Here is a 25431-nt window from a genome sequence, read left to right as displayed (position 1 = left end):
AGATCATCAGGCTTGCTTCAGGGTTCCAGATCAGGAACATGACCCTTCAGTGATTGATAAGTGGCAAGTGCAGTAGGATTCCCAAGGATAATCCTTTTTAGTGTCTGTCGGATTGATAAGGAGGAGGCATGGTTTAAGAGATCGACAAGTATCGCCATCAAAGGTATATGGGTTTTTGTATCCATCCGGTCAATATGCGAGAAGGTGGTAAGAAGTCCGGTTGTTGTATATTCATTGACATCCATCAGGCGGAACAGGGCATCTGCTAAAAATGATCTCCCTTCATCTGTCTCAAGGGATATCTTACGATTCCTGGCAAAACACCCATAGAGCGCCCGCTGATCATTTGCCTGCTCTATCCTGAGATAGCCTGAGCCTTCAATCTCTCTGAGAAGAGAGACCAGATCATCGGCATCTGCGCTTGTTGTTGCAGCAAGGAACTGTTCCCAGACAACCGGGTCCTTTCTTGATGTATCCATCATCTCCCGGAATAATTCCAGTCGATCCGGGACGGATGAGGCGATCAGGAGAGAGAATGCATGCATACGATCGGTTGCAACATGCGTATTCCGATACTGGTTTCTGATCATCTCGTGGACGTCCGGGGTGTCAAGCCGGGCGAGGAGGCGGAGACAGAGGTTCTTCACCTGGCGGTTCCTGATGAAGACGGCGAGACCTCCGATTGATTCCCAGGTATGATCAGTCTGGTGGTATGCCCGGTACAGTGCCAGAAGAGTCGGAGCATGTGCCTTTGCAATCGCCAGTTCTAAGCTTCGCCGTGCATGATAGGCAGCCAGATAGTGATGGGCAAAGGCGGGATCACCTCCATCCTCAAAGATTGTCAGGAAATGCGCACCGGCCCCTTCCATCAGTTCGGCATCCGAGAGGAGATCGATATAGAGGGTGATGAATTCCTGAGAGGGTTCTGCTCCCGGGTCCTGCATAAGACGGAGGATCTCAAGAGAGGCAAGAGACTGATATGCAAGGAACCGGGCAGTGATCTCCGGATCGGTCCGTGCCTGAAGATACAGGAGATCCTCTTCAGGATGATAATCAAGGAGTCCGTAGAAGGAGAACCCACGGTTCAATGAGTAATAGTCGGGATTATCGACATCTTCAAGAATGATCTCCTCCTCTGCATCCTGAACCAGATGGCATTTTGAAGCAATTTCTGTGCCATCAGCCTTCATCAGGGCAAGCGTAAAGGGGAAGCACCAGGGAGGATCGCCCCCGGACTGGCGAAGGCGGAGAGTACAGCAGCGGTCTTTGGGATTATATGATGGAAGAACAGTGACTGTGGGGAAGCCTGCCCGCTTCAACCACCCTTCTGCCATCGGTCCGAGATCCATACCGGCGATTGATCCCATCAGGTTGATCCAGTCATCACGGCTTGCATTTGAATGTGCAAACTTCCTGTGGTACAGCGAGAGAGCCCAGACAAAAGGCTCTTTTCCGAGGATCAACTCAACCATTCTGACAAATTCAGGGGCTTTCACATAAGTGACCGAGGTGATCAGGTCATTTGGATCATTGAAACCATCAGGCTCAATCGGCATTGCAGCCGCCCCGGAATCCCGTGCAAACGTTCCATCCGCTGGGTCAAGGAGAGAGAGGACTGTCTGGAGGCGGCTATACTCCTCGCCGAAGTGGAAGGCATGGTACTGCTGTTCGATATGGACAGTGACGGCTTCATTCAGCCATATCTCAAATGGCGTCTCTCCTGTGACTTCGGAGCCATTCAGGTTATGATAGTACTCATGCAGTTTAACCCGCATCAGGTACTCAAAGCCCGCATCAGTCATACCGGCAAACGGCATCAGGCGATTTGTCGATATGGTGGTATTGCCGACATTCTCCATTCCACCAAAGTCGGAGTTCTGCATCCCGATCTCCCGGTACACCGAACCTGTATAGATGTACCCCCCGACGATCTCCTGATCAAGGTGCTCCATCTGGCGGGATATCCGCATGAGATCCTCTTCATCTGCCCCGCGTCTCCTGAGTTTTGCACGCTTGTTATAGAGCCGGTAGATCTCATGCCTGACCTCAACCTGTTCATAACAATGGGGGCCGGTGAAGAGATAGACCCAGAGGATGCCATCCTCAAGGATATCAAGCGCCTGTTCTGCCCGTATCGGATCAGATCCCGGAGGGCAGAGGATTTCGAGGAGAAATGCCCTTCCTGAAGGGTATTCAAAAGTCCGCTGGAAGGAGTCATAGGTGCCAACACCAAGGAAGAAGAGATATGGCGCCATCGGTGTCGTGATATTCTCATAGGTGATTGAATCAAGCTCCTCCGGGGCAGGGTGGGGGTGCAGGAACCGTGAGGAGTGGGAGAGTGAATGCCCTTTTGTGAGCCGGTGGCGGGGGATCGCAACATCGCCGTTTGAGATCATGTGGGTATACCGCGAGTCGGCGATGATGGTTGTCCTGTATCTGCATTTGGCTGTCATCTCGTCGATACAGGGGACCAGACGCTGAAATCCCCACTGCTGGCACTGGGTGATCTGGGTGGGCGGCGCACCCTTCGGAGTTTCATCATAGTAGAGGCCTTCGAGGAGCGTATGGGATGGGTAGCAGATCGTCTCGCTCCGGATGACAAATTCGGTCTCGGGAGGGATTTCATCTCCAAAAGTGATGATGATGCCATCTTCCTCCACCACATATTCAATCCAGTGTCCCCGGCATGAGAGGGAGTGGATCTCCAGTCCCTTTGCGTTCAGGCGGAGGGAGCGGATGGGAGCAGCCTTTGTCCTGAAGAGGGTTTCTGCTAAAACGCGGGTCTCGGTATCCGAGATGGCAAAGGTGAGATCCATATGAATGACATCAACGGGGGAGGGGGTAAAGTCTGAGCGCAAGTACCGGAATCGCGGAGGCATGGGAAAGTATTCGATCCGGAGAAGGTAAAAGGTGATGGTGGGGAGGAGAGGATTACACAGAAGAGGGCACTAATTGAAAATAATTCCTCCCCCTACCACAACCAACAGACCAAAATACTCCCTCCCTTCATTACTCATCTATGAAATACTATCCCGATGCAGGCGGGAACCTCACCTACCCCGAAGTGAACCATGCCATCGAGGGCGTCTTTGCCGAGCATGGACGGGGCAATGTCCAGATGCCTCCAAAGATCGATATCACCTTCCCGGAGGGTGATTTTCGGACGATGCCCGCCTCAATCCCCTCACAGAATCTTGCCGGTGTCAAGATCGTAAAACGTCCACCCCGGCAATCCTGCACATGGCCTGCCGATGGTGATGGCAACGATTATTCTGATTGATCCCGCGACAGGGATACAGATCGCCTTAATCGATGCAACCGCCCTCACCGATATGAGAACAGGAGCAGCCGGGGCAGTTGCTGCGAAATACCTTGCAGAGAAGAAGCCGCTCACAATAGGTTTTGTCGGGAGCGGGCGGCAGGCAGAGGCCCAGCTGCATGCAATCGCAGCAGAGTGTGATATCGAAGAGGTGATCGTATGGAGCAGGAGAAAGGAGAATGCGGATCGGTTTGGCGGGGCATATCAGCAGTCTCCGGCAAAAAGCGTCAGGAAAATTGAAGAAGCCTGCAACTGCGATCTCCTCGTCACCACAACCCCATCACGGGAGCCGCTGATCAGATCAGAATGGATTTGCCCGGGAACCCATATCAATGCCATCGGAGCCGATGCCCCCGGCAAGCAGGAGCTTGACCCTGCCCTGCTGGCCCGTGCCGAGGTCTTTGTGGATGATTATGAGCAGGCGATCCATTCCGGGGAGGTGGTGATTGGCCGGAAAGAGCGGAGTTCGGCAGAATCAATCACGATATTTGATTCAACCGGTCTTGCGGTACAGGATCTGGCGATTGCAAGGCTTGTTGTTGAAAGGATGGAAGGAATAGAGATCAAATAAGGGGACCGGCTTATCCCACCGGCACCTTGATATCAATCTCATAGGAGTCGATGAGCCGCCGTTCAATGATCATGTAGTAGCTCCGTCCCCCTTCATAGAACTTATGTTTCCAGGGGCGGGGATCATCATCTCCTTCCCAGAGGCTACTGTCAAGAATGCCACCGCTTGTCGGGCTGATGGTGGCAACCGTTCTGCTGGGATCTGCTGCATCCATTACGGTGATGGTAAACCGGGGATATCCAACTACACCGGATATCATACCCTCGCTCACAGTTCCGGAGTCTGCAGGATCAACCGATGTCTCCAGAGTATACCAGATCTCCCACCGGGGAAATGGTATATAAAAGACTTCGGTCGTCAGGGGGGTTCCGGATGTTAACCCATCGCCTGTACCGGCGCTGAATGTGGCATAGGTTGCAAGTTCAGGTGTTCTGGGCCCTGAGTCGAAGGGGGCATTTGCCTGAAGATAGGTATCATCCCGTGTCAGGTGATAGGTGCCCGGATCGACATACCCGAGCTGGATCGGGGAGCCATCCCAGACCTGAACAGGACGATCGCCAATCCCGGCACCTTCAACAGTTGATGGATGAGGGATCCGGATCTGGCCAAGCGGCACCGGTGTCGGGGGTGCAGTCGGTGCCGGTGCCTGCTCGTCTCCGAAACCGGGTAATGAGGGGATCTCCGGTATGCCCAGATCCGGGCTCTCGCCGGTTGCCATCGGCTTGATGACGAGAGCTACAATGATAATGATAAAGATCCCGGTGAGGAAGATCATCCCATCTTTCTTATCCATCAGTCATCACCCATCAATCCTGTATATCATCCTGTATATCAGTCTGCATATAGATTCCATCCTGATCCATGGAATAATACTACTAGTATGTCATCACCCCATATATATTTTGAGAAGAGAGCTAATGGGCAGGATGACTCTGTTCCAGATTTATCCCGTGTATCTTCCCCTGGATAGTCGGGGGAAGATGCTCCATCTGCAGTATCTCTACATATTCATTTATGCATCTCTATACATTCATTTGTAGTACCTGTTGCCAGCATCGCTCTTTATCCATCCCTTTTTATCAATCCCTCTATACGAACCCTCAGGATAGGTATGATACATATCTATTTATATTATTGAATACACTAGGAAACTATGAATATTGATTCGCTCCGATAGGAATGATTCCAGTATTCTAAACAGGAAAAGAAGGTGATTTTTAAAATGAGTCTTAAAAGAAAAGAGGACGGCTTCACCGGCCTTGAGGCTGCGATTGTCTTAATCGCATTCATCGTGGTCGCTGCGGTCTTCTCATATGTGATGCTCGGAGCCGGGTTCTTCACAACCCAGAAGAGCCAGGAGACTGTGTATGGCGCAGTTGGCACTGCCACTGCTAACATGGAGGTCTCGGGACCGGTTGTGTTAATGACCGATACCACTCCTGCAAACAAGGTCAACAACATTTCATTCACAGTGGTGCTTGCCGCTGGCGGAGCACCAATGGATACCAGTAAATTTACGTATATTCTATCGTCTGAAGAAAAGTATTATGAACTTTCGGATAGTGATACTGCGATCAACAAAACCTGGTACAGTGAGGGAAAAGCAATTGATAGTAAGACATTTCTTGAACGGGGAGATGTTCTGGAAATTACAATAGAGCGTGGTACCTCCAATAATCTTACTGACATCGTGAAACCTAACAAACCGTTCACGATTGAGGTGAAACCCCCGGTTGGTGCTTCACTCCCGATCAAGCGTCATGCACCACTCTCGCTTGCGGATAATAAAGTATACGAGGTCTACTGAGGTGATGTATCATGAAGAAGAATGAAAATGCATTTACAGGCCTTGAGGCTGCGATCGTCCTGATCGCCTTCGTCGTCGTCGCCGCAGTATTCTCGTATGTGATGCTCGGCGCAGGATTCTTCACGGCCCAGGAGGCACAGACAGTCGTCCACACTGGAATGGGACAGGCAGCATCAAGTATAGAAGTACTTGGCGACGTCTATGGGTTCAATGGAACTTCTACTACTGAGAATAGCTCTATTGTGAACATCTCCTATACCATTGGTTTAACTTCCGGTAACCAGCCGATGGATATTGCTCGAATGCGTGTTACATTGGCAACACCTGATTACAGAGAAATTCTGGAATTGGCAAACGATACTGCTAAAGGAGATCCAGACCGTGGACAATGGGCAGTTACCAACATCTATGATGAAGTCAATCCCGGCGATCTGGTTCTTGACCCGAATGAGAAGTTCCAGATTACCGTGAGAGCTCCAAATAACAAAGCTATTGGACCAGACACACGCTTCACCATCTCAATGCAACCAGAAGTTGGTGCCATGACAACTGTGGTTCGGACAACTCCTGCCGATATCAAACCAGTGAACGTTCTCAGGTAAACCACTTTAATCTCTCCTTTTTTTTTGAAATCCTGACAGATACGCTGAGGCTCCTGAGCCAACAATATGATTGATTCCTTCCTTCAGGAGCGGGTTTTATTCATCTCTCACCGGACCAATAACAGGGAACCCCGGCATACCAGAATCCCCCCATCCCCCACACATAATACTCCAATCCCTCTGAATTAAACAAAACTATTATATATCACTCAAATAATATACTTAGCATATGGCAGTAAACCAATCTCAGGTCGATAACATTCTGGCGACCGCCTCCGCCGACGATCCCGAGGTTAAACTGCAGAATCTGGAACAGGAAGTCGACCTCATGAAGAAATCGATCAAGAAGCTTCTGATCGATATACGTGAGCGTCTGAACGAAGCCGATAATCCGCTGACCGTCCTTGCACAGGGGGGCGAGATAGTTGCTGGGCTCACCCCCGCTGATGCAGCAAAAATCCAGGAGCTCGAAGAGAGAACCCTGGAAGATGCAGCCCGGATCCAGGAGCTTGAGGAGAAGGTAGAAGAGCTCCTCTCCCGTCCAATCGGAGAGAGGGAGAAGCCGCTGCCTGAGAAGAGAGATACACGTCCTCAACAAATATATGAAGATGAGTTCATCCCGGAGATGCCTGCCGATTACGCACTCCCACGGGTTCCGGCAGTCGATCCCAATACACGGCTCCCGGCAGATCTCCCGATGAAGAAGGAGGGGGATGGGAAACTCTGCCTCCACAAAGTATACCAGCTCTTCAACTGGACAAAGGCTGCCATCACGAAGTACGGCCATGATAGGCTGGATATCATGCTCGATTCATACCAGTCCATCGGGTACATCACAAAAGAGGCAGCAGACGAAGTAAAAGAGATCGCCCGGATCATGCCTGCCTCGCTTGGAGAAGAGCATGAGGTTGGGGCGGATGAGTTTGTTTCAGAGCTCTACGTCCTAAACCAGATCCTGGATCCCGAAGACACCTCCCTTGACCGGGACATGATCACCGTCATGATGGAGCGGGATACCAGGAAAGGCTTTACAAAACGTCCAAAACTACCAAAGGAAGAACCTGGCGAGGAATGGGCACATCTGATCGATAAGATATAACACTATACAAACCATACTATATCAGGAACAACAACTCTATAGATGAGCCATCATGAGTTCGGAGACCTTCGTCACTGCCATATTTCTAATCACTGCCATCATAGCAGCAGGTGTGCTCGTCAACGCCGTCTTCCCCTCCATCTACCTTGCATCCGAGACCTTCGTATCGAGCTCCCATGAGATGGACGATCGGTTGCGGACAGATATTGCAATTGTAAATACCGTCATAAATGAAACGGGCATAGCCTATATCTGGGTTAAAAATACCGGCGTAAACCCGATAGGCGACAGCCTCATACCCCGTTTTGATATCTATCTTGGAAAGACGGGTGAGATCAGGCGGATGGAATATGATTCAGCCGCGGAAAAATCTCCTATGGCGGGGAGATGGAATTTTGAACTCTACGACGACAACAGTAACGGACTCTGGGATCGTGGAGAGACGCTTGAGATCGTAGCAAATAGTGGGAGTGTTGCGGAAGGAGACCGGATGACCTTCCAGATCGTCCTTCTCAATGGAGTTCGGAGAAACATTGAATTTACTGTCGTCTAGGGGGTGTTTGAGATGGGATTTGCAACCATAATCGGAGCGATTGTAGGGGTCTTTCTTCTTCTTGTTGTCGCATACCTTCTGATCGGAGCCTCCCTGATCACCGCTGAAGTCGTGATGACAGCACAGCGGGATATGACAGAGGTGCAGACAGATAAAACAGGAACCTCGATTGCAATCGATGGATATCATATCGCTGATAATACCACTCTCTTTATTCTGGTAAAAAATGATGGAACAACGGTGATCATGAATCCTCTTCAGATGGATCTGTTTCTTGCCACCGACATAGGCACCCAGACACGGGAAGAATGGCAAAAAATCGGAATCACTCCGGATCTCATCAACCCCGGATTCCTTGATCCGGGCGAGGTGCTGAATATGAGTGTGAGTATTGATGAACTGAGCCCCCCCATCTGGGTGAAGGTGGCAACACCAACAGGCACCGCTGCATCTTCATATCTATGAGGTGATAAGAATGGGCGTATATGATGATGAGGATGAATCAGGCAACTCATACTTAAATGACCTTATAGGGGGATCAGACAAGGAGATCCTCTCGACAGGCAACCCCGAGATTGACAGAAAGATTGCTGATGGGCTTCCACTCTACTCGATGACACTGATCGAGGGCGAGAACGACACCGGCAAGAGTGTCATCACCCAGCAGATCATGTGGGGTGCGATGAAGAATTCATTCACAGTTGACCTCTTTACAACTGAAAGCACCGTCAAGAGCTTCCTGAAACAGATGGAGTCGATGAGCCTGGACATCTCGGATTACTATGCATGGGGATACATTCGGGTATTCCCCCTTCATGTCGTTGGATTTGACTGGGATGAAGGTGATATGCAGGGCATCCTGGGAAGGCTTGTGAAACACATGCAGAGTAGCAAGGCAGAAGTCATCATCATCGACTCCCTCACACTCTTCTCTGAATACGCATCCACGGATATGGTTATGACCTTCTTCACAAACTGCAAGACCCTCGTTGATAATGGAAAAACCATCCTGATCACACTCCACACCTATGCATTTGATGAAGACTCGCTTGTTCGGATCCGCTCAACCTGTGATGCTCACCTGGTGATGAAGAAGTCACTTATCGGGGATAAGTACGTCATGGTGATGGAGGTTGGAAAAGTCCGGGGTGCACGAAAAACTACAGGAAACCTGGTATCCTTTGAGGTTCACCCGGGGTATGGCATGAAGATCATCCCAATGTCGGTAGCAAAAGTATAGATTATGGCATCCTCACTCTCAGTGGACGTAACCCTCCCCTTTCAGCCCCAGACAGCTGATGTCGAAGAGATCTATGAAGGGGATCTTGAGTCATCCGCACTATACCGTATGCTCCCCGAAAATGCCCGGGAGTATGTCCGTGAGAGCCCACACCTCCTCGAATACCTTTTAATATTCCCTGTTGATATCTATGGCATCCCGCTCTTCCTCTCTGAGCTGAAAGGAGATCTCAAAAAGATGGAGAGCCCAAATGTCATCTACCCTGTCGGAAACGAGACATTCGTTCATATCCTCCCTGACCCAAATGATGTCAGGCAATACTATATTCCAATAGAGCCCTCGTTTCTTCACAGTGTTGGCTACCTCAACGCCGCAATCGAATGTAAGCTCGTGGATCTCCTCGATGCCCTCGATTATGACCCGGTTACCGAGAAAGAACGAGCCGATCTCCTCAAAAAACTCTTAAAAGAGATCACCTACATCAAAACCTCAACAGATACCGCACTCATCGAATCCGGGGAAAGTGAAGTCTCAACATCCCTGAAAGATAAAGTCATGAACTTCCTCCAGAAGGATCTCGGGGATACAAAGAAGGACTCGGTTGCACGTAAATTTCCAGGAGTCCCCCAGACTGCTGATGGAAAAGTGATTGTCACCCCCGCCCAATATACCGCACTTGAGTACGTCCTCATACGGGACAAAGTCGACATGGGAGTCTTAAAGCCCTTTCTCCAGGATAGCTATATTGAGGATATCACCTGCAATGGTGTCGGGCCAATCTTCATCGAGCATAAGATCTTTAAAGGATTGAAATCCGTCATCGAATTCAAAAAATCCGATGAACTTGATCTCTTTGTGCTGAAGATGGCAGAGCGTATCAAAAGTCCAATCACTTATAAGAGCCCTATCGTCGATGCAACACTCCTTGATGGATCCCGTATCAATATTGTCTATGGAACCGAGATCAGCAGGCATGGAAGCAACTTCACCATCCGAAAAGCAATGGGAGAGCCGCTCTCGATCTTAAATATCATCGACAGCGGCGGTATGGATTACATGTGTGCCGCATATCTCTGGATATTAATTGAATATGGAATGTCTCTTTTTGTCTCCGGGGAGACGGCATCAGGGAAGACGACAACCCTCAATGCCATCACTGCATTCCTCCCTCCTGAGAATAAGATTGTTACCATTGAGGACACTCCGGAGCTGAATATCCCCCACCGAAACTGGACTCGCGAGGTTGCAAAAGGCAAAGGCAAAGGCGAGGGTGAAGGCGGCGAGGTGACGATGTTCGATCTCCTCAGGGCAGCTCTCCGTCAGAGGCCAAACCAGATTCTGGTCGGAGAGATCCGTGGTGTTGAGGGATCAGTTGCATTTAGTGCGATGCAGACCGGCCACCCGGTCATGAGCACCTTCCACGCATCAAGTGTCGAAAAACTGATCCAGCGTTTAACAGGTGATCCCATCCTCATCCCAAAAACCTTCGTCGACAGTTTGAATGTGGTTGTTATCCAGAGTGCAGTCAAACGCCCAACAGGGGAGACTGTGAGACGGGTCCTCTCCATATCCGAGCTTGTCGGATATGATCCTGAGAGCCAGGGATTCTCCTTTGTCGAGGCATTCTCATGGGAGCCCGTGACCGACACCTTCACGTTTAATGCGAAAGGAATCAGTTTCCTCCTCGAATACAAAATTGCAACACTGCTTGGAATTCCTGAGCGGAGGAAAGCCGATATCTACCTTGAGATCGAAAAACGTGCCAAAATCTTAGAGAAACTCCATGAGGCAGGATTCACCCGGTACTATGATCTCTTCAACATGCTGACAAAAGTCAGGAAGCAGGGTCTCTTAAAGGATCGATATCGGAGGCGACTGAAGAGATGTTTGAGGATGTTGTTGAACGCCTTCGGGAGAGTAATGAGGGGAAACTCCCCTTTGAAGATCTCTTTCAGAAGATATACAAACGGATCACCAGAGTCTTTGATGACCGCAGGATGGCATCAGATATCCTTCTTATGGTTACGTACATGGATTCACTTGCCATTGCAAAGGCAACACGTCCTGAGATCTTTGCAAGTACCGCTGAGAAGAAGGAGTATGCACCGGCAAAGGCGATCAAGAAGATTGAATTCTTTGTCAAGCGGTTTGGGTACAGTTATGTCCAGGCGATAACAATCGTCGCAGAGAGGGTCGAGAATGCAATTCTGAAGACCCTGCTTCAGCGATTTGGAAACGCAATGGAGTCCGGGGTGCCCGATATAGATTTCCTGAATGGTGAGCTCTCCTCATCAATGGAGATCTTCAGGAACAACCAGGAGGCAGGATATGAACTCCTGAAGAAATGGGCGGATGCCTACATCGCCATGCTCCTCTCCTCTGTTGTGATTGCCATCACGCTCATGATATCGGTTGCGATCTATACGCCGGGTTCGGTTGAGGAGACACTTCGGATCACCTATATAATCGTGATCCTGATTTCGGCATTTGGTATCGGAACGATGTTTCAGACGGTTCCAACCGATGATCGTGTCTATAAATCTGAAGACTGGTCCTCAAAAGAGCAGGCGATGATCAAGAAACTGGAGAAGATCATCATCCCGGTAACGATCATCGCATGGCTTGTCACCTGGGCAATTGGTGTTCCGGCGGGAGTCGTCTTTATCCTTGTTGGCATCATGCTCGCCCCGCTTGCGATCCTGGCATATATTGACAATAGCAATGTCATTGCCCGTGATGAAGAATTTCCAAACTTTATCCGGGGCATTGGAGCGATGATGGGAGGAAAATCGATCACAATGTCACAGGCACTCGCCCAGGTCGATAAAAAATCGATGCCCACCCTCTCCCCCCTTCTTCTGTCAGTCTACTCCAAACTGAACCTCGGACTGGATGAAGAGCTCTCATGGAAACGATTCATCGGCGAATGCGGGAGTAATTTTATCTATAAATACTTCAGCATCTTCCGTGACACCGCAAAGATGGGTGGCGATGCAAAAAAGATTGGCACCGTTGTTGCAGACTCTATGCTTGAGCAGGTGCTGATGAGAAAACGGCGTGAGCTTGCAAGCATGGGTTTTGTCGTTCTCTTAATCCCGATGCATGCTGCGATGAGCGCAATCTTCATCGCTCTGTATGAGATTCTGAGCACCCTCTCACAATCCATAACAGCTGTGATGACAAGTTTTGAAGCAGCGTCGCAAGCAGCGTCAGGAGATGTAATCGGGGGTGCAATGGGCGGGGGGATGATCGGCATGTTCATCGATTTTCCTGAAGCCTTAATCGGTGCCTATGTGGTTCAGATCCTCGTGATCATCTGCTTCTCCAATGTCATAGTCGGGCAGCTCGCAGTGGGCGGAGATCGGACCATCGCCTACCCCTTTATCGCAATAATGTTTGTCATCACCGGAATGCTCTTCCTGGTAATACCGCCGGTTGTTGATATCTTCTTCAGCATGGAAGGGCTTGTTTCAACAGGAGGGACTATTATATGAAGGATTCAGTGCGGAGGATGCTCCTCTTTTTTGGGATCGTTGCAATCGGAATAATACTCCTCTTCATCGATCTGCCATTTCTCTATCTGATATTGATCGTCTCACTCTTTGGCATATTCTTACTCTTTGTCACCGGGGCAATCTCCCTGAAGAGCCTGAGAAGAGAGAAGGATAAAACAGAAGAGCCTGTCAGGCAGGAAGGACCGACATTTGGTGAAAGATTTGCTGAGAAGGCTCCATCTTTCTATAATCTCTATAAGAAGCTCACTGGCGGAGCACGAAAGCCAAAGGAGAAGAAAGAGGGGGGGCTTTTTGGCAGGAAAAAGAAGGATGATAAGGAGAAGGCGATACCTGCCTCCTCATCCGGTGTGATCAAAGCAGACGGTGGCGAATCGATTGACGACGAACTGGAAGATGATGATCTCTTCGGGGACATCAACCTGGATGAACTGGATGACGAGGGGCTTGATGACTTTGATGCTGATGCAGCAGTCATCGACATGGGGCAGGATGACGCATATATGGCAGATGATGTCGCCTCGATCCTTGCCCAGGCCGGGGATCTGGATGACGATCGACCGGAGGGAGGCTTCGATCAGCCGGTGGACACGCCGGTTGATGATTCCTTTGGGGACTCTCTCAGTGATGATCTCCTCTCTGCTGATGGTGATCTCGACGCAATTGATCTTGATGAATTAGAGACAGGCGATGAAGACGAGTTGCCGGATGATTTTGAGGTTTTGGATGAGATCGAGGATCCGCTGGACGACTCAACGATTGAGGAGGAAGTTAGCTGGGAAGAGAAGCATAAGGATCAATTCAGCTTTAGTGAATCTGCTGAAACCATCAGTTCAAATGTAGGTTTTTCCGATGCAACAGGGAAAGAGACGAAGAGTTCCTTCTTCTCCAAATCCGGCGGAGGGGGTATGGGGGAGAGCGATCTCCTCAGTGAACTGAAGAGCGGCACAAAGAATATCAGGAAAAAACAGGATCTCAGCCTTGTCCGGGAGTTAAAGGATGTTGATGTCTCACCCGAGGAGCTTGAAGAAGAATTATCCAATCTACTCACTATATTAGGAGGAAAAAAGGATAATTAATCAATATCCGGTAGAAATAATATAGATGGGGTGAAGAATCATGGTTAGTGCACCGGTCAAAATACAGCATAATGATGAATGGATCAATTGCAAGATAACAATTGATGATGAAAAACTTGTCATACCCCCACCTGTCAATATAACAATCCCTCTTAAACATATCGTCGATCTGGAAGAAAAAAAGAAGAACACCCTCACCATCATCAGAAAAGATGGTTCAGTCATCGATCTTGTCTCGGTTGAAAAGGTCAGATTCGTTCTGAAGCATAAAATCCTGATGAAATGTAGCGGATATAGGCTGATGGTGCAGTTCATGTCGCCTGCAATACGCGGAGGCGTGCTTGTGACAAACGCCATCTGGGAGAAAGGTGCCATTATCGTCTTGAAAACAGGTATCTGGTGTATCACCCAGAACAAACAGATCTGTATTCAGATCGATGATGTTACAAACATTGAGCTCACCAAAAGGGAGGTCAGTGAAAAACCGACAGATGTTGTCAGGATCGATCACCTCGAGCACCATGATGTCGTATCAAGTTTCATCCTCACCCAGATCTCAACCCTCCAGATCCTCCACAATTTCCTTCAGGAAGCAACTGAAGGCATTAAGATGGATGGAACAGAACTTAGTGCAATGGATCAGCAGATTGCCATGCTCGTCTATTCAGGAATGGATTCCTCCTCGATTCAGAATATGCTCCAGATTCAGTTCAAGGAGATCGATCACGTCTATGACAAATTAATCAACCTTAATATGGCAGAAGTAAAAGAGATACGAAGAGAAGTTCAGCTCACTGCAAAAGGTGTCCGGTATATCACTGATGCAACCAAATCCGGGGCAAACTGATTTGTGATATACCCCGGGGCAGGACAAAACTCTAAATATCGTCCCACACACATATCTGGATGGATGCTGAATGGGTAGAATACTGATTGTTGATGATACGTTGTTTATGAGAACCCTTCTCAAAAACATCCTCTTCTCAGGTGGCCATGAGATCGTTGGTGAAGCCGGAGACGGAGCTGAAGCTGTTGAAAAGTACGAGGCTCTCAAACCTGACCTTGTTACGATGGATGTTGTGATGCCGAAGATGAACGGTATCGAAGCACTCAAGGAGATCAAAAAAATTGATCCCGGTGCAAAAGTCGTCATGTGTACAGCTGTTGGACAGGAGCAGATGGTAAAACTTGCCATTAAAACCGGGGCAAGAGGATATGTTGTGAAACCGTTCCAGGCACCAAAAGTGCTTGATGAGGTAAAGAATGTGCTGGCGTCTTAGTGTATGATAAAAGTTCTCATTGTGGATGACTCCGTCTTCATGCGGACGATCCTAAAGGATATCATCGGACGAGACCCTGAGATTGAGGTCCTGGGAACCGCAGTGGATGGGATTGACGCACTGGCAAAGATAGAACGTCTTGAACCAGATATCATCACACTCGATATTGAGATGCCAAGGATGAATGGGATCGAGTTGCTTCAGAAGCTCAGGCGATCACCATTTGCAAAAAAGCCAAAAATTCTGATGCTCAGTTCCCTCACTGCCGAGGGAGCCGAGATGACACTGAAAGCGATCCGACTCGGAGCATCGGATTTTATCCTTAAGCCAACTGATCTCCGGAAAGTCAGGGCTATTGAAGAGGATGTTGTCGGCAAGATAAAACATCTCATAACACTCCCGGACGCAATAGTGAAGAAGACTACACCGAGAACGGGTTCGGTTACCGATAATGATAAGGCAGAGACCCTTGTGTTGATTGGGTCCTCGGCTGGCGGGCCGCAGATGCTTGACACGCTCCTCTCGATGTTTCCGGCAGATCTCGGTGCAGGTGTTGTTATCACCCAGCATATGCCGGTTGGGTTCACCGCCGCACTTGCCGAGCGTTTCAACCGTATCTGTCCATTGGATGTGAAAGAGACTGAAAATGGAGATATCATTACCAGGAATAATATCCTCCTTTCAAAGGCAGGATACCATACAATCATTACCAGTGCCCAGACAACCCCGGGGAGGATCACCGGAAAGGTTGTCCATTCAAGCGGCCAGCCACTCCATGGAGTAAAACCGGCAGTCGATAAGACATTTATATCTGCATCAAAAGTCTATGGAAAAAATATCGTATCAGTGATCCTCTCAGGCATGGGAAGTGACGGGGGTGCAGGCATGCTGGCAATAAAAGAGGCGGGGGGGAGAACTTTTGTTGTCCGTGAAGATGAATGCCTCGTCTATGGCATGGCAAGATCAGCACTTGAGCATAACGCCGTCCAGGAGACATTTTCCCTGAAGAAGATGGCTGACGAGATTCACCGGGCGGTCCGGAAGATTGGAGGATAATATGGTAGAGTCAGATTTTGAACAATACCGGGGCCTCTTCGTCGCCGAATCACGGGAGAATCATGAGGTGATTGTACGAAACCTCCTCATCCTTGAAGGGGGCGAAGACACAGGTGCAATCGATGAGATCTTCCGGGCAGCACATACCCTGAAAGGTGCCTCAGCCTCGATGGGCTTTGATACCATGGAACATCTCTGCCATGCAATGGAGGATGTCTTCCAGGCGATCAGAAATAACGAGTTGACGGTAACCCAGGATCTTATGGATCTCCTCCTCAGCACAGTTGATATCATCGAGGAGCAGATCGACGAGATCGAAGAGGGCGGGGATGGTTCGTCTGTCAATGTTGACGATATAGTTGACTCGCTCCGGCATGCAACAGGGAATGGCAAAAAAAATGAGCCTCCAAAAGAGAGCACAGTCAGGGAAACCCATGCTCCTCCCTCCCTGGAGAGTATAAATGGCTATCCTCAATATACGATACGAATAGAGATAGATGAATCCTCCCAGATGAAGGATGTCAGGGCACTGATTGCCATTGGAAATATCGAACAGTTTGGCACCATCCTCGGAACCAACCCCCCGCTCTCCCAGCTGGAAGATGAGAATGCTCCTTTTGACGGCATACTGACCCTTGTGATTGAGAGTGATGCAGGCATAGAGGCACTCCGATCAGCCGCATCAGGAACAGAAGTTGCCAATGTCTCTATCGAGGAGATTGTCACCCAGGCTCCAACAGAAGAACAGGCTGATACACAAAACCTTCCTCTCTACCAGATGATCATCAGTGTCGATGAAGAATCGGCGATGAAAGGGCTCCGTGCCTGCATCTCCCTCGACCGCCTTCAAGAGTGCGGGACGATCGTCAGCTGCGATCCCCCGCGTGAGGCTGTCGAGGACGGCCTCTTTGATTCGAACTTCCAGCTGACGATCGCAACAGACAGGGATCCCGAGGCATTGAAGAAAGCAGCGATGGTGCCGGAGATCCGGTCAGTCGATATCATCCCGCTGGATGCTGATAAGCAGAAGAGCAAAAAAGCCTCCACGCCCACAAAAAGCGGCGATCCGATACCGAAAAAGAAGGATGACGCCAGGAACAGGGAGATCAAGAACCTGAGGGTCGATATCCATCAACTGGATCGGATGATGAACCTGATCGAGGATCTGGTGATCAATCGTGGCCGCCTCAAGCAGATTGCTGAGAAGAACAAGATGAAAGAGATGGATGAGGCGATCAGCATGATCGATCGATCGGTCTCTGATCTCCAGGTCCTGATGATGGATATCCGGATGATCCCCTTAAATCACATCTTCAACCGCCTTCCACGTGTTGTGAGAGATACCGCCCACTATGATGGAAAGGAAGTGAATTTTGTTATGGAGGGTGGTGAGACCGAACTTGACAGGAGTGTGATGGACGGCTTAAATGATCCCCTCCTCCATCTCATCAGAAACGCCGTCAATCATGGCATTGAATCCCCGGAGCGCCGCAAGGAGGTTGGAAAACCGGAGAAGGGGCTTGTACAGCTCTCTGCACGCCGTGACCGTGATAATGTCATCATTGAACTCAGAGATGATGGTGCCGGGATCAATGTGGAGAAGGTGAAGGCAAAAGCTATTGAAAGAGGTCTCCTTGCCCCGGATCAGGCGGATCAGCTCACAAAGGAGGAGGCGATCAGTTATCTCTTCCACCCTGGTTTTAGTACCGCCGATACCATCACCGATATCAGCGGCCGGGGCGTCGGCCTTGATGTCGTCAGGGGTGCGATAGAATCACTGAAGGGAACCATCCGTGTAACAACCAATGAGGGCAAGGGATCAATCTTTGAACTTCTTCTCCCACCGACAATGGCGATTGTTGAGGTGATGATTGTCCGGTTAAATAACCGGAGGATAGCAATCCCCATCAGTGCCATTGTTGAGGTGGCCAGCATGAGGCGGGAGAATATCCACCGGATCGGGACACAGGATTCAATCCTTCTCCGGGATGAGGTGTTGCCGCTTCATATGCTTGAAGAGATGTTTGGCGAATCTGATTCATCAGAGATTCTCATCGTTGTACAGTATAACAAACAGAAATGCTGCATAGCCGTCGATATTGTCGAGGGGCAGCAGGAAGTGGTGGTAAAACCACTCAGCAAGATTATCGGAGTAATCCGGGGAATTTCCGGCATCACCATCCTCGGAGACGGGCATGTTGTTCCGGTATTAGATGTAAATACAATGGTGTAGATTATGGCATTACTGACACCCACACAGATGGACGCGCTTGGTGAACTTGGAAACATCGGGGCATCCCATGCAGCAACAACGCTCTCGCAGATGTTAATGGGCCAGATAGAGATGACAGTGCCTCTTGTAGAGGTTGTCGATCTGGCTGATATCTATAAACACGTAACTGACGAGACAGCGGCTCTCTCCATATTCCAGATGCAGGGCGAGCTTGAGCAGGGAGGATATGTAATATTTATCATGCCGCTCTCGTCTGCAAAACGGATGACCAATACGATGCTTGGCATGGGAGACGAGGAACGTGAGCTGAATGAGATGGATGAGAGTGCATTGAACGAGGTCGGCAATATCATGGTCTCTGCATTCCTCGATGCAACGGCAGAGCTCCTTGGTGTTGTGATGCTCCCCTCACCTCCTGTTCTCGTCATTGACATGGCACATGCTGCGATCGAACAGCTCCTTGCCGAGGTTGCCTTTGATGTGAATGAGGTCGTCTTCTTCCACACAAGACTGTCATGCGACCAGTATTCCATCAATGGCGATCTTGTGATGCTGCCAGAGATGAATACCCTCTCACAGATCCTTGAGCTTATGGATAACCTCCTGAAAGAACATGCCAGTTAAATGGCTCTGGAGATATTAAATGGATGAAGAATCAAACCGATACAATTCAAAAGCAATCGTCATAGGTATCGGCGACTACCATACCGGAGCGGAGCCGATGACCTCAATCGGGCTTGGATCCTGTATCGGTTTGATCTTCCATGATACAAAACTCGGTATCGGCGGGATGGCGCATATCATGCTTCCCGAGAGCGGAGGGAAGCGTGATCGCCTCGGGAAGTACGCCGATACCGCCATTGAGATCCTGCTTGCTGAATTAAGGAAAAAAGGGAGTTCGCCAAAGACACTTCAGGCAAAGATTGTTGGCGGAGCACAGATGTTTACGAATTTCAGCGGCAACCTCTCTATTGGCGAGCGGAACATCGAAGCGGTCAGGGCAAAACTGAAGGAAAATAAAATCCCGATAAAAGGAGAGGATGTCGGTGGAACAAAAGGAAGAACAGTCCTCTATTGCCCGGCAAAAGGTTTTACAATCACCATCCGGCGTGCGGATGGAACACGTTCTGAGATCTGATACTTATATTATTTTTCCTGATCAATCATCAGATGTGGTTGCATAGTAGTATTCTCCATGCGACTTCTGTTCGCGATCAAGAAATGATCCAATCTTATTGATCCTTGGCCTGCCGGTTTTGTCCCGCCTGAATGTGATACCAAGATTTTCGAGGAACCGGTTCATTCCCTCCTTCATCCAGAAGGGGCCGTATGCTGCGCCTCTTCTCCCTGGTTCTCCTTCAAAGACGAGAAGACGCTCAGAGAGCATATCGATTGAGTACATATCATGGTCAATGACGAGCACCCCCACCTCACGCCCTTCGGCAAAATGCTTCAGGACCGAGACGGTATTCATCCGCTGTTCGACATCAAGATGGGCGCTTGGCTCATCGAGAATATAGAGATCGGCATCCTGAGAGAGGCAGAGTGCGATTGCCAGGCGCTGGAGTTCACCACCGGAGAGGGTATCTGCTGGAGACTGGAGGATCGGTTCAAGCACCAGCGGCTCAAGGATCTCGTGCTGGTAATATGAGGTATCAAAACGCTTTGTAGTTGAGCGAAGGAGCTCCTCAACAGTTGCATCTGAACCGGCCTTGATATACTGGGGCTTGTATGATACCTTGATTCCTTCTTTTACATCTTGTGAACCCGGATCAGGCTTCTCAACACCGGCAAGGAGTTTTGCAAAGGTACTCTTTCCGATTCCATTTGCACCGACGATGCCAAGCACCTCGCCTTTGCGGATCTCACCACCATCAATTGTGAGCGAAAATCCCGAATAGGTCTTTGTCATCCGGGGGATAGTGAGGAGTTTCTCCCGCTCAACCGTCTTCTGGTGCGATCTCGTCTCAAATACCACCTGGTTCTTTCTGAACCGGACATTCTCCTCGTGGAGGAATCCCTCAAGATACTGGTTGATCCCGACACGCACCCCCTTTGGCCGGGTGATGACGCCAAAGACGGCAGGTTTTCCATAGCCGATATGCACGGTATCTGCCAAGAGATCGAGGATGGCCAGATCGTGCTCAACGATCATAATCGGGCGGGAGAGGGCAAGTTCCCGGATAAGCCGGGCAGTTGCCATCCTCTGGTAGATGTCGAGGAAGGGGGTGATCTCGTCAAGGAAATAGAAGTCGGCTTCGCGGGAGAGTGTGGCAGCAAACGCCACCCGCTGGAGTTCGCCTCCAGAGAGCGTATCGATCTTCTTATCGAGGATCGTCCCAAGACCAAGTTCACTGATATAGTGTTCAAGACGGCCGGTCTCATCAGTTTTTCTGAGGAGATCCTCGACCTTTCCGGAGAAGACCTTTGGTATCCCATCGATATACTGGGGCTTGACCGCAACTTTTACCCCCCTCTCTGCTACTGCTTTGATGTAATCAAAGAGCTCGGTTCCTGCATACTGTTTCAGGATCAGATCCCAGGTTCCCTCTCTCTCCTCCTCTTCTCCGAGATTTGGTTTCAGCTGTCCTGAGAGGATGGCAACAGAGGTACTCTTCCCAATCCCGTTTGGACCAAGGATACCGGAGACCTTCCCCTCAACCGGGATGGGAAGGCCATAGAGGGCAAAGCCGTTCTTTCCATACCGGTGGGTTGGATTATCAAGCTCAACAGGGAGGGTGATGATATCAATGGCATCAAAAGGACACTTCTTGATACAGATGCCGCACCCGACACAGAGCTCTTCAGAGATCTCTGCTTTTCCGTCTTCCCCGATGATGACAGTCTCATCACCGGTTCTGACGCGCGGACAGTAGATGATGCATTCGTTGCCACATTTCTTTGAGTGGCACCGATCCCGATGGACGACTGCAAGACGCATGGATGATCAGAGAAGGCTTGTTGTCAGGAGGATTGTCCAGGTGATGAACCAGATGGCAAATGTCATGAAACCCTGGTAAAACCAGTCTTTCTTGCCAAGTTTAGTGATATCAATCCCGATGATGGTGATGACATGTTTCTGAAAGACAATTGCGGCAAGGAGAAGCAGAATGGTCAGCATCGTATTTGGCTGTATACCTGAAGCATCAGGGACTCCTCCAAGCATAAACGAGAGGATACCGGCAATTAGACCCATCAGGCAGGCAATGAGAGTCCGCTTCACCCGTTTCTTATGCTGATCCTTCTTCTCAATTCTTTTCTCTGTAGTATCCTTACTCATCTTCGCACCAGTGGTGTATTTTTTAGTCTTCGCATCTTATGTATCTTGGTATTCACATGGCAACAGACAAAGGAATGAGCGGGCTTGATCTGACCGCATTAACAGCGGAGTTACAGAGCCTTCTTCCTCTCTGGGTCGGCAAGATTTATCAGTACGATAATACCCAGTTTGGGTTTCGTTTCAATGGAGAGGATAAGGCACGCCACCTCTTCTTTATCGAGATCGGCAGGCGTGCACATCGTGTTCCTACACTTCCCCCCGCCCCGAAGAACCCATCAGGATACTCAATGTACCTCAGGAAGTTCCTGGATGGAGGAAAAATACTCTCAATCACCCAGAAGAGCATCGAGCGGGTGATCATCCTCGAGATCGGGAAAGGCGGGGGAACACTCAATCTTATAATCGAGCTCTTTGATGAGGGGAACCTCATTGTTACCAACGAACAATTCGTCATCCAGAATGCCCTGAAGAAACGCCGGTTCCGGGAACGGGAGATTGTATCCGGAGAGAGATATGAAATTGAGGGCGTTGATCTCGCTGATCTGACCCAAGAGGCATTCGAAGAGATCCTGAGATCCCAGGAGAAGGATCTCGTCAGGGCAGTTGCCGTTGGCCTGATGTTTGGAGGCGTGATGGCAGAGGAACTCTGCCTCCGTGCAGGTGTTGAGAAGGCATTCCCGACACAGTACCTGACTGATGAGATACTCTTGCGGCTGTATGATGCCTACAGAAGCATCATCCATGATGCCCGATCAACGACACATCCGGTGATCGACACAAAAGGATGCTGGCCATTTCCCCTCTCAGGATCAGAAGACCCTATTTCATATCCGACCTTCTCGGATGCACTCGCCGCATACTATCCGCTCCCGAAGATGGAGGAGAAGGAGGAGGCAAAACGGGTAGTTCTCTCAAGGGAAGAGCGGATCCGGCGCCAGCAGGAAGGAGCAATTCTGAAGTTCGAGGAGAAGATCCGTGATTCCGAAAGGGCAGCAGAGCTGATCTACGAGCACTACCCCGACATCCAGCAGCTGATAGATATCCTCAAAGCCGCATCCGGGAAGCACTCCTGGCAGGAGATTGCGAAGGTGATCAAATCATCTGATCATCCGGCTGCAAAGATGATCGTCTCCGTAAACCCTGCAGATGCATCGGTGGTTGTGGATCTCGGAATGAAGGTGACAATATCTGTTCATAAGAGTGTTGAGGGGAATGTCGGCGTCTACTATGACCAGATGAAGAAGTTCAGGTCAAAGCGTGAGGGTGCGATCCGGGCGATGAACCGGTCCCCGCCAAAACAGAAAGAGCGGGCAACTGTTCCAAAGAGGCAGAAGCCGAAGTGGTACCACCGGTTCCGCTGGTTTGAGACAAGTGACGGCGTACTCGTCATCGGCGGCAGGGATGCAGACCAGAACGAAGAGCTTGTGAAAAAATACATGGAAGGAGGCGATACCTTTGTTCACGCTGATCTGCATGGAGGGAGTGTCGTCATCGTGAAAGGGAAGACAGAACGAATGGATGAGGTGGCACAGTTTGCCGCATCGTACTCGAACTTCTGGAAGGGCGGGTATGGATCCGGAGATGTCTATGCAGCAGCACCGGGACAGGTGAGCAAGACCCCTGAGTCCGGTGAGTTTGTTGCCAGAGGTGCATTTGTCATCAGGGGAGAGCGGACATATTACCGAAACGCCCCCCTTGCAGTTGCTATTGGTGTTGTGACAGAGCCGGAGGTTGCAGTTATCGGGGGTCCTGTTGCTGCTGTTGAAAAGAAGGCAAAACATATGGTCAGGATTGCACCCGGGACCTTTGAGCCAAACGATATCGCAAAGAAGGTGGTCAGGATGCTCCGTGACCATCTCCCGGCAACCGATGCGAAGGTTCTCAGGAGCATCCTCTCAACCGAAGCGGTTGCTGCCTTCATACCGGCCGGGGGATCCGATATCATTGAGGAATCATGAAAGCCACCTTCTGTGACCTCAGGAGAAATACCGGCGAGATTAAACTGACTCCGGAGTCACTTGACGATCTCTGGCACCTCTCCCACCTAATCGAGCCATCTGATCTGGTGTATGCCACCACACTCCGGTCTGTCGAACAGTCATCCGATAAGATCAGGCCCGACAAAGTTGAGAAGAGGCCGGTTCGGATCGGACTTGAGGTGGAACGGACCGAGTTTGTACCGGAATCACGGAGACTGAGGATAGCAGGAGTAATCCGTGACGGACCGGATCCCGGGCTCCACCACAGCCTGAATGTCGAGACAGGATATGAGATCTCGGTTATACGGCAGTGGAGGAGATCAGATCTCGCACGGATCGACCGTGCGGTGAAGGCATCACTCTATGATGCGATTCATATCATTGCCCTTGAGGAAGGTGAGGCTGAGATCTGTCGTGTCCGGCAGTACGGGCCCGAGCGGATCACCACCATGACGCAGGGGAGCGGGAAGACCAGGGGCGAAAACACCCGGCAGGCCCTCTTTGAGAGCCTTTATTTGTTCCTCCTGCAGGTCACCGGACCCATCGTCATTGCAGGTCCCGGATTCATCAAAGAGGAGTTTGGCACCTATGTCCGGTCACGTGCACCGGATCTCTTTGCCAGGATGGCAATTGTCGATACCCAGAGGAGCGGGTATGGCGCCATCCAGCAGGCGATCGGCGATGGCGTTCTTGAACGGGTGGCAGAAGATCTCCAGCTTGCACATGAGGTACGGGCAGCCGATGAGATATTTAAGCGGATCGCACGGGATGATCCCGTCAGTTACGGAACCGAAGAGGTGCAAAAAGCAGTTGCATTCGGGGCGGCAGAAGAGGTGATCGTTGCAGATTCTGCTATCAGGAGACCGGAGATCTCATCCCTGATGGAAGAGGCAGAAGCAATGAATGCAAAAGTCCTTGTCCTCTCAACAGAGTTTGAGCCGGGGAAACGGATCGAAGGGCTCGGCGGGATAGCCGCTCTGCTCAGGTATAAAATCGCATAAGAATTTCCTTTTCCATCAACTCATTGTGGTTTTGGGGAAAAAGTGGATTTGCCGGAGAGGCAATCAGTTCTCTTCTTCTGGTACTTCTTCTGGTACTTCTTCAGAAACGTCTGCGGGCACTTCGGGCCGCTTGAACGATTCCATGAAGACGATCTCAGCAACAGATTCGCTGATCGCAAATAACTCCTGGATGATCGTTGCTCGCCAGAGGAACCACCGCTGGTCATAGTTGATTCCGGGTGGCAGGTGAAGAGTGAGTTTCTTCTCTTCAAGCGTCAGATCTATATCCCTGCCTGAGAAGAGGCGGATGATCCCCTTCATCTTCTCTTCATCATCTTCAACGATCTCTTCGATGGTGAAGGTGTATTCGAGGGTCTTGCCTGCAAGCGGGTGGTTGAAGTCAACGATTGCACGCTGTCCGATGATATCGACAACGACACCTTCCTGCTTCTCCATATTGACTCTCATGCCGACAACAGGCTTCCTCTCAAATGCCTTTACCGGGTATGCCTTCACCTTCTCTCTGTCATGTGGTCCAAAACCCTTCTCCGGTTCGACGGTGACGGACTGCTCAACACCGACTTCAGCGCCGTTCAGTGCCTCGTCAAGGCCGGGGATAACATGGTTGCTACCAACCTTGATGACCATTGGCCCATAGCGGGCCGATTCATTGAATATTTCTGCTTTTTTTGCTACCTCTTCACTGGTCGTGTCGAAGGGCATGCCTTCGATCGATCCGGTATAGGAGAGCCGGATAAAAACTCCATTCTCGATTGCCATAATGATACCTTGTCTTAATTACTGCGCCCGAATAATACTT

Annotated in this window: 23 protein-coding genes and 1 pseudogene; 19 read left to right on the top strand and 5 right to left on the bottom strand. The window is 50.0% G+C overall.

Annotation, left to right across the window (positions count from 1 at the left end; translation table 11 throughout):
• Window positions 1–17: 17 nt before the first annotated feature.
• Window positions 18–2879, bottom strand: a complete 2862-nt coding sequence (locus ACZ44I_RS05445) for a DUF3458 domain-containing protein (RefSeq protein WP_464548039.1) — start codon at window positions 2877–2879, stop codon at window positions 18–20.
• A gap of 140 nt (window positions 2880–3019) precedes the next feature.
• Here ACZ44I_RS05445 and ACZ44I_RS05440 point away from each other — a divergent pair, with 140 nt between their 5' ends.
• Both ACZ44I_RS05440 and ACZ44I_RS05435 read left to right on the top strand, forming a co-directional pair.
• Window positions 3020–3280 (top strand): hypothetical protein, encoded by a 261-nt coding sequence (locus ACZ44I_RS05440; protein ID WP_464548041.1) that lies wholly within the window; start codon window positions 3020–3022, stop codon window positions 3278–3280.
• A complete protein-coding gene (locus tag ACZ44I_RS05435; protein WP_464548043.1) occupies window positions 3258–3890 on the top strand; it encodes an ornithine cyclodeaminase family protein in 633 nt (210 codons plus the stop codon). Before ACZ44I_RS05440 ends, ACZ44I_RS05435 begins: the two co-directional genes overlap by 23 nt.
• A gap of 10 nt (window positions 3891–3900) precedes the next feature.
• On the opposite strand, the gene ACZ44I_RS05430 is transcribed toward ACZ44I_RS05435, so the two are convergent.
• Window positions 3901–4683, bottom strand: a complete 783-nt coding sequence (locus ACZ44I_RS05430; protein ID WP_464548045.1) for a hypothetical protein — start codon at window positions 4681–4683, stop codon at window positions 3901–3903.
• Window positions 4684–5112: 429 nt separating this feature from the next.
• Between ACZ44I_RS05430 and ACZ44I_RS05425 the strand changes: the two genes are divergently transcribed.
• The 15 genes and pseudogenes from ACZ44I_RS05425 to ACZ44I_RS05355 all read left to right on the top strand — a co-directional run bounded on the left by ACZ44I_RS05425 (window position 5113) and on the right by ACZ44I_RS05355 (window position 19489).
• Entirely contained in the window at window positions 5113–5697 is a 585-nt protein-coding gene (locus ACZ44I_RS05425; protein WP_464548047.1) for an archaellin/type IV pilin N-terminal domain-containing protein, read from the top strand.
• An 11-nt stretch (window positions 5698–5708) separates the two neighbouring features.
• Window positions 5709–6299: an archaellin/type IV pilin N-terminal domain-containing protein gene (locus ACZ44I_RS05420; RefSeq protein WP_464548048.1), complete on the top strand. Its 591-nt coding sequence runs from the start codon at window positions 5709–5711 to the stop codon at window positions 6297–6299.
• A 229-nt stretch (window positions 6300–6528) separates the two neighbouring features.
• Entirely contained in the window at window positions 6529–7398 is an 870-nt protein-coding gene (locus ACZ44I_RS05415) for a hypothetical protein (RefSeq protein ID WP_464548050.1), read from the top strand.
• 52 nt (window positions 7399–7450) lie between these two features.
• Window positions 7451–7951, top strand: a complete 501-nt coding sequence (locus tag ACZ44I_RS05410) for a flagellin (RefSeq protein ID WP_464548052.1) — start codon at window positions 7451–7453, stop codon at window positions 7949–7951.
• Between the two features lie 12 nt (window positions 7952–7963).
• Window positions 7964–8416, top strand: coding sequence for a hypothetical protein (locus ACZ44I_RS05405; protein WP_464548054.1), 453 nt, complete (start codon window positions 7964–7966; stop codon window positions 8414–8416).
• A 10-nt stretch (window positions 8417–8426) separates the two neighbouring features.
• Entirely contained in the window at window positions 8427–9191 is a 765-nt protein-coding gene (gene arlH / locus ACZ44I_RS05400; protein ID WP_464548056.1) for an archaellum protein ArlH, read from the top strand.
• 3 nt (window positions 9192–9194) lie between these two features.
• Window positions 9195–11045, top strand: a pseudogene (locus tag ACZ44I_RS05395) (type II/IV secretion system ATPase subunit); the annotation flags it as partial.
• A gap of 29 nt (window positions 11046–11074) precedes the next feature.
• Window positions 11075–12685, top strand: a complete 1611-nt coding sequence (flaJ, locus tag ACZ44I_RS05390) for an archaellar assembly protein FlaJ (protein ID WP_464548058.1) — start codon at window positions 11075–11077, stop codon at window positions 12683–12685.
• Window positions 12682–13782, top strand: coding sequence for a hypothetical protein (locus ACZ44I_RS05385; RefSeq protein ID WP_464548059.1), 1101 nt, complete (start codon window positions 12682–12684; stop codon window positions 13780–13782). Before flaJ ends, ACZ44I_RS05385 begins: the two co-directional genes overlap by 4 nt.
• Window positions 13783–13822: 40 nt before the next feature.
• Window positions 13823–14629, top strand: a complete 807-nt coding sequence (locus tag ACZ44I_RS05380) for a CheF family chemotaxis protein (RefSeq protein ID WP_464548061.1) — start codon at window positions 13823–13825, stop codon at window positions 14627–14629.
• 70 nt (window positions 14630–14699) lie between these two features.
• The gene (locus tag ACZ44I_RS05375; protein ID WP_464548063.1) at window positions 14700–15062 is read left to right on the top strand and encodes a response regulator; all 363 of its coding nucleotides are present in this window, start codon (window positions 14700–14702) and stop codon (window positions 15060–15062) included.
• Between the two features lie 3 nt (window positions 15063–15065).
• Complete coding sequence (cheB, locus tag ACZ44I_RS05370; RefSeq protein WP_464548065.1) at window positions 15066–16118, top strand: chemotaxis-specific protein-glutamate methyltransferase CheB; 1053 nt, start codon at window positions 15066–15068, stop codon at window positions 16116–16118.
• Window position 16119: 1 nt separating this feature from the next.
• A complete protein-coding gene (locus tag ACZ44I_RS05365; RefSeq protein ID WP_464548067.1) occupies window positions 16120–18351 on the top strand; it encodes a chemotaxis protein CheW in 2232 nt (743 codons plus the stop codon).
• Between the two features lie 3 nt (window positions 18352–18354).
• The gene (locus ACZ44I_RS05360; RefSeq protein WP_464548070.1) at window positions 18355–18975 is read left to right on the top strand and encodes a chemotaxis protein CheC; all 621 of its coding nucleotides are present in this window, start codon (window positions 18355–18357) and stop codon (window positions 18973–18975) included.
• Window positions 18976–18994: 19 nt separating this feature from the next.
• Window positions 18995–19489: a chemotaxis protein CheD gene (locus ACZ44I_RS05355; protein WP_464548071.1), complete on the top strand. Its 495-nt coding sequence runs from the start codon at window positions 18995–18997 to the stop codon at window positions 19487–19489.
• 21 nt (window positions 19490–19510) lie between these two features.
• Here the strand turns inward: ACZ44I_RS05355 and ACZ44I_RS05350 are convergent, their stop codons facing one another.
• Both ACZ44I_RS05350 and ACZ44I_RS05345 read right to left on the bottom strand, forming a co-directional pair.
• Window positions 19511–21292: a ribosome biogenesis/translation initiation ATPase RLI gene (locus tag ACZ44I_RS05350; protein WP_464548072.1), complete on the bottom strand. Its 1782-nt coding sequence runs from the start codon at window positions 21290–21292 to the stop codon at window positions 19511–19513.
• Between the two features lie 6 nt (window positions 21293–21298).
• Window positions 21299–21631, bottom strand: a complete 333-nt coding sequence (locus ACZ44I_RS05345) for an EMC6-like membrane protein (protein WP_464548073.1) — start codon at window positions 21629–21631, stop codon at window positions 21299–21301.
• A gap of 56 nt (window positions 21632–21687) precedes the next feature.
• Here ACZ44I_RS05345 and rqcH point away from each other — a divergent pair, with 56 nt between their 5' ends.
• Both rqcH and ACZ44I_RS05335 read left to right on the top strand, forming a co-directional pair.
• The gene (gene rqcH, locus ACZ44I_RS05340; RefSeq protein WP_464548074.1) at window positions 21688–23589 is read left to right on the top strand and encodes a ribosome rescue protein RqcH; all 1902 of its coding nucleotides are present in this window, start codon (window positions 21688–21690) and stop codon (window positions 23587–23589) included.
• Entirely contained in the window at window positions 23586–24611 is a 1026-nt protein-coding gene (locus ACZ44I_RS05335; protein ID WP_464548076.1) for an mRNA surveillance protein pelota, read from the top strand. Before rqcH ends, ACZ44I_RS05335 begins: the two co-directional genes overlap by 4 nt.
• 63 nt (window positions 24612–24674) lie before the next feature.
• Here ACZ44I_RS05335 and ACZ44I_RS05330 read toward each other — a convergent pair whose 3' ends face one another.
• The gene (locus tag ACZ44I_RS05330) at window positions 24675–25391 is read right to left on the bottom strand and encodes an FKBP-type peptidyl-prolyl cis-trans isomerase (RefSeq protein WP_464548077.1); all 717 of its coding nucleotides are present in this window, start codon (window positions 25389–25391) and stop codon (window positions 24675–24677) included.
• Window positions 25392–25431: the final 40 nt, after the last annotated feature.

It is taken from the genome of Methanocalculus pumilus, assembly GCF_055382585.1.
Note: the sequence above shows the minus strand (reverse complement) of the source record. Positions and strands in the feature narration are given on the sequence as shown.

Excerpts from the sequence above, each read along its gene's own strand:
- ACZ44I_RS05445 (WP_464548039.1), bottom strand. The coding sequence starts at position 2,879 with ATGCCTCCGCGATTCCGGTACTTGCGCTCAGACTTTACCCCCTCCCCC.
- arlH (WP_464548056.1), top strand. The coding sequence starts at position 8,427 with ATGGGCGTATATGATGATGAGGATGAATCAGGCAACTCATACTTAAAT.
- cheB (WP_464548065.1), top strand. The coding sequence starts at position 15,066 with ATGATAAAAGTTCTCATTGTGGATGACTCCGTCTTCATGCGGACGATC.
- ACZ44I_RS05440 (WP_464548041.1), top strand. The coding sequence starts at position 3,020 with ATGAAATACTATCCCGATGCAGGCGGGAACCTCACCTACCCCGAAGTG.
- ACZ44I_RS05360 (WP_464548070.1), top strand. The coding sequence starts at position 18,355 with ATGGCATTACTGACACCCACACAGATGGACGCGCTTGGTGAACTTGGA.
- ACZ44I_RS05350 (WP_464548072.1), bottom strand. The coding sequence starts at position 21,292 with ATGCGTCTTGCAGTCGTCCATCGGGATCGGTGCCACTCAAAGAAATGT.
- ACZ44I_RS05420 (WP_464548048.1), top strand. The coding sequence starts at position 5,709 with ATGAAGAAGAATGAAAATGCATTTACAGGCCTTGAGGCTGCGATCGTC.
- ACZ44I_RS05405 (WP_464548054.1), top strand. The coding sequence starts at position 7,964 with ATGGGATTTGCAACCATAATCGGAGCGATTGTAGGGGTCTTTCTTCTT.
- ACZ44I_RS05335 (WP_464548076.1), top strand. The coding sequence starts at position 23,586 with ATGAAAGCCACCTTCTGTGACCTCAGGAGAAATACCGGCGAGATTAAA.
- ACZ44I_RS05385 (WP_464548059.1), top strand. The coding sequence starts at position 12,682 with ATGAAGGATTCAGTGCGGAGGATGCTCCTCTTTTTTGGGATCGTTGCA.
- ACZ44I_RS05355 (WP_464548071.1), top strand. The coding sequence starts at position 18,995 with ATGGATGAAGAATCAAACCGATACAATTCAAAAGCAATCGTCATAGGT.
- ACZ44I_RS05430 (WP_464548045.1), bottom strand. The coding sequence starts at position 4,683 with ATGGATAAGAAAGATGGGATGATCTTCCTCACCGGGATCTTTATCATT.
- ACZ44I_RS05375 (WP_464548063.1), top strand. The coding sequence starts at position 14,700 with ATGGGTAGAATACTGATTGTTGATGATACGTTGTTTATGAGAACCCTT.
- rqcH (WP_464548074.1), top strand. The coding sequence starts at position 21,688 with ATGGCAACAGACAAAGGAATGAGCGGGCTTGATCTGACCGCATTAACA.
- ACZ44I_RS05330 (WP_464548077.1), bottom strand. The coding sequence starts at position 25,391 with ATGGCAATCGAGAATGGAGTTTTTATCCGGCTCTCCTATACCGGATCG.
- ACZ44I_RS05365 (WP_464548067.1), top strand. The coding sequence starts at position 16,120 with ATGGTAGAGTCAGATTTTGAACAATACCGGGGCCTCTTCGTCGCCGAA.
- ACZ44I_RS05410 (WP_464548052.1), top strand. The coding sequence starts at position 7,451 with ATGAGTTCGGAGACCTTCGTCACTGCCATATTTCTAATCACTGCCATC.
- ACZ44I_RS05425 (WP_464548047.1), top strand. The coding sequence starts at position 5,113 with ATGAGTCTTAAAAGAAAAGAGGACGGCTTCACCGGCCTTGAGGCTGCG.
- ACZ44I_RS05345 (WP_464548073.1), bottom strand. The coding sequence starts at position 21,631 with ATGAGTAAGGATACTACAGAGAAAAGAATTGAGAAGAAGGATCAGCAT.
- ACZ44I_RS05380 (WP_464548061.1), top strand. The coding sequence starts at position 13,823 with ATGGTTAGTGCACCGGTCAAAATACAGCATAATGATGAATGGATCAAT.
- flaJ (WP_464548058.1), top strand. The coding sequence starts at position 11,075 with ATGTTTGAGGATGTTGTTGAACGCCTTCGGGAGAGTAATGAGGGGAAA.
- ACZ44I_RS05415 (WP_464548050.1), top strand. The coding sequence starts at position 6,529 with ATGGCAGTAAACCAATCTCAGGTCGATAACATTCTGGCGACCGCCTCC.
- ACZ44I_RS05435 (WP_464548043.1), top strand. The coding sequence starts at position 3,258 with ATGGCAACGATTATTCTGATTGATCCCGCGACAGGGATACAGATCGCC.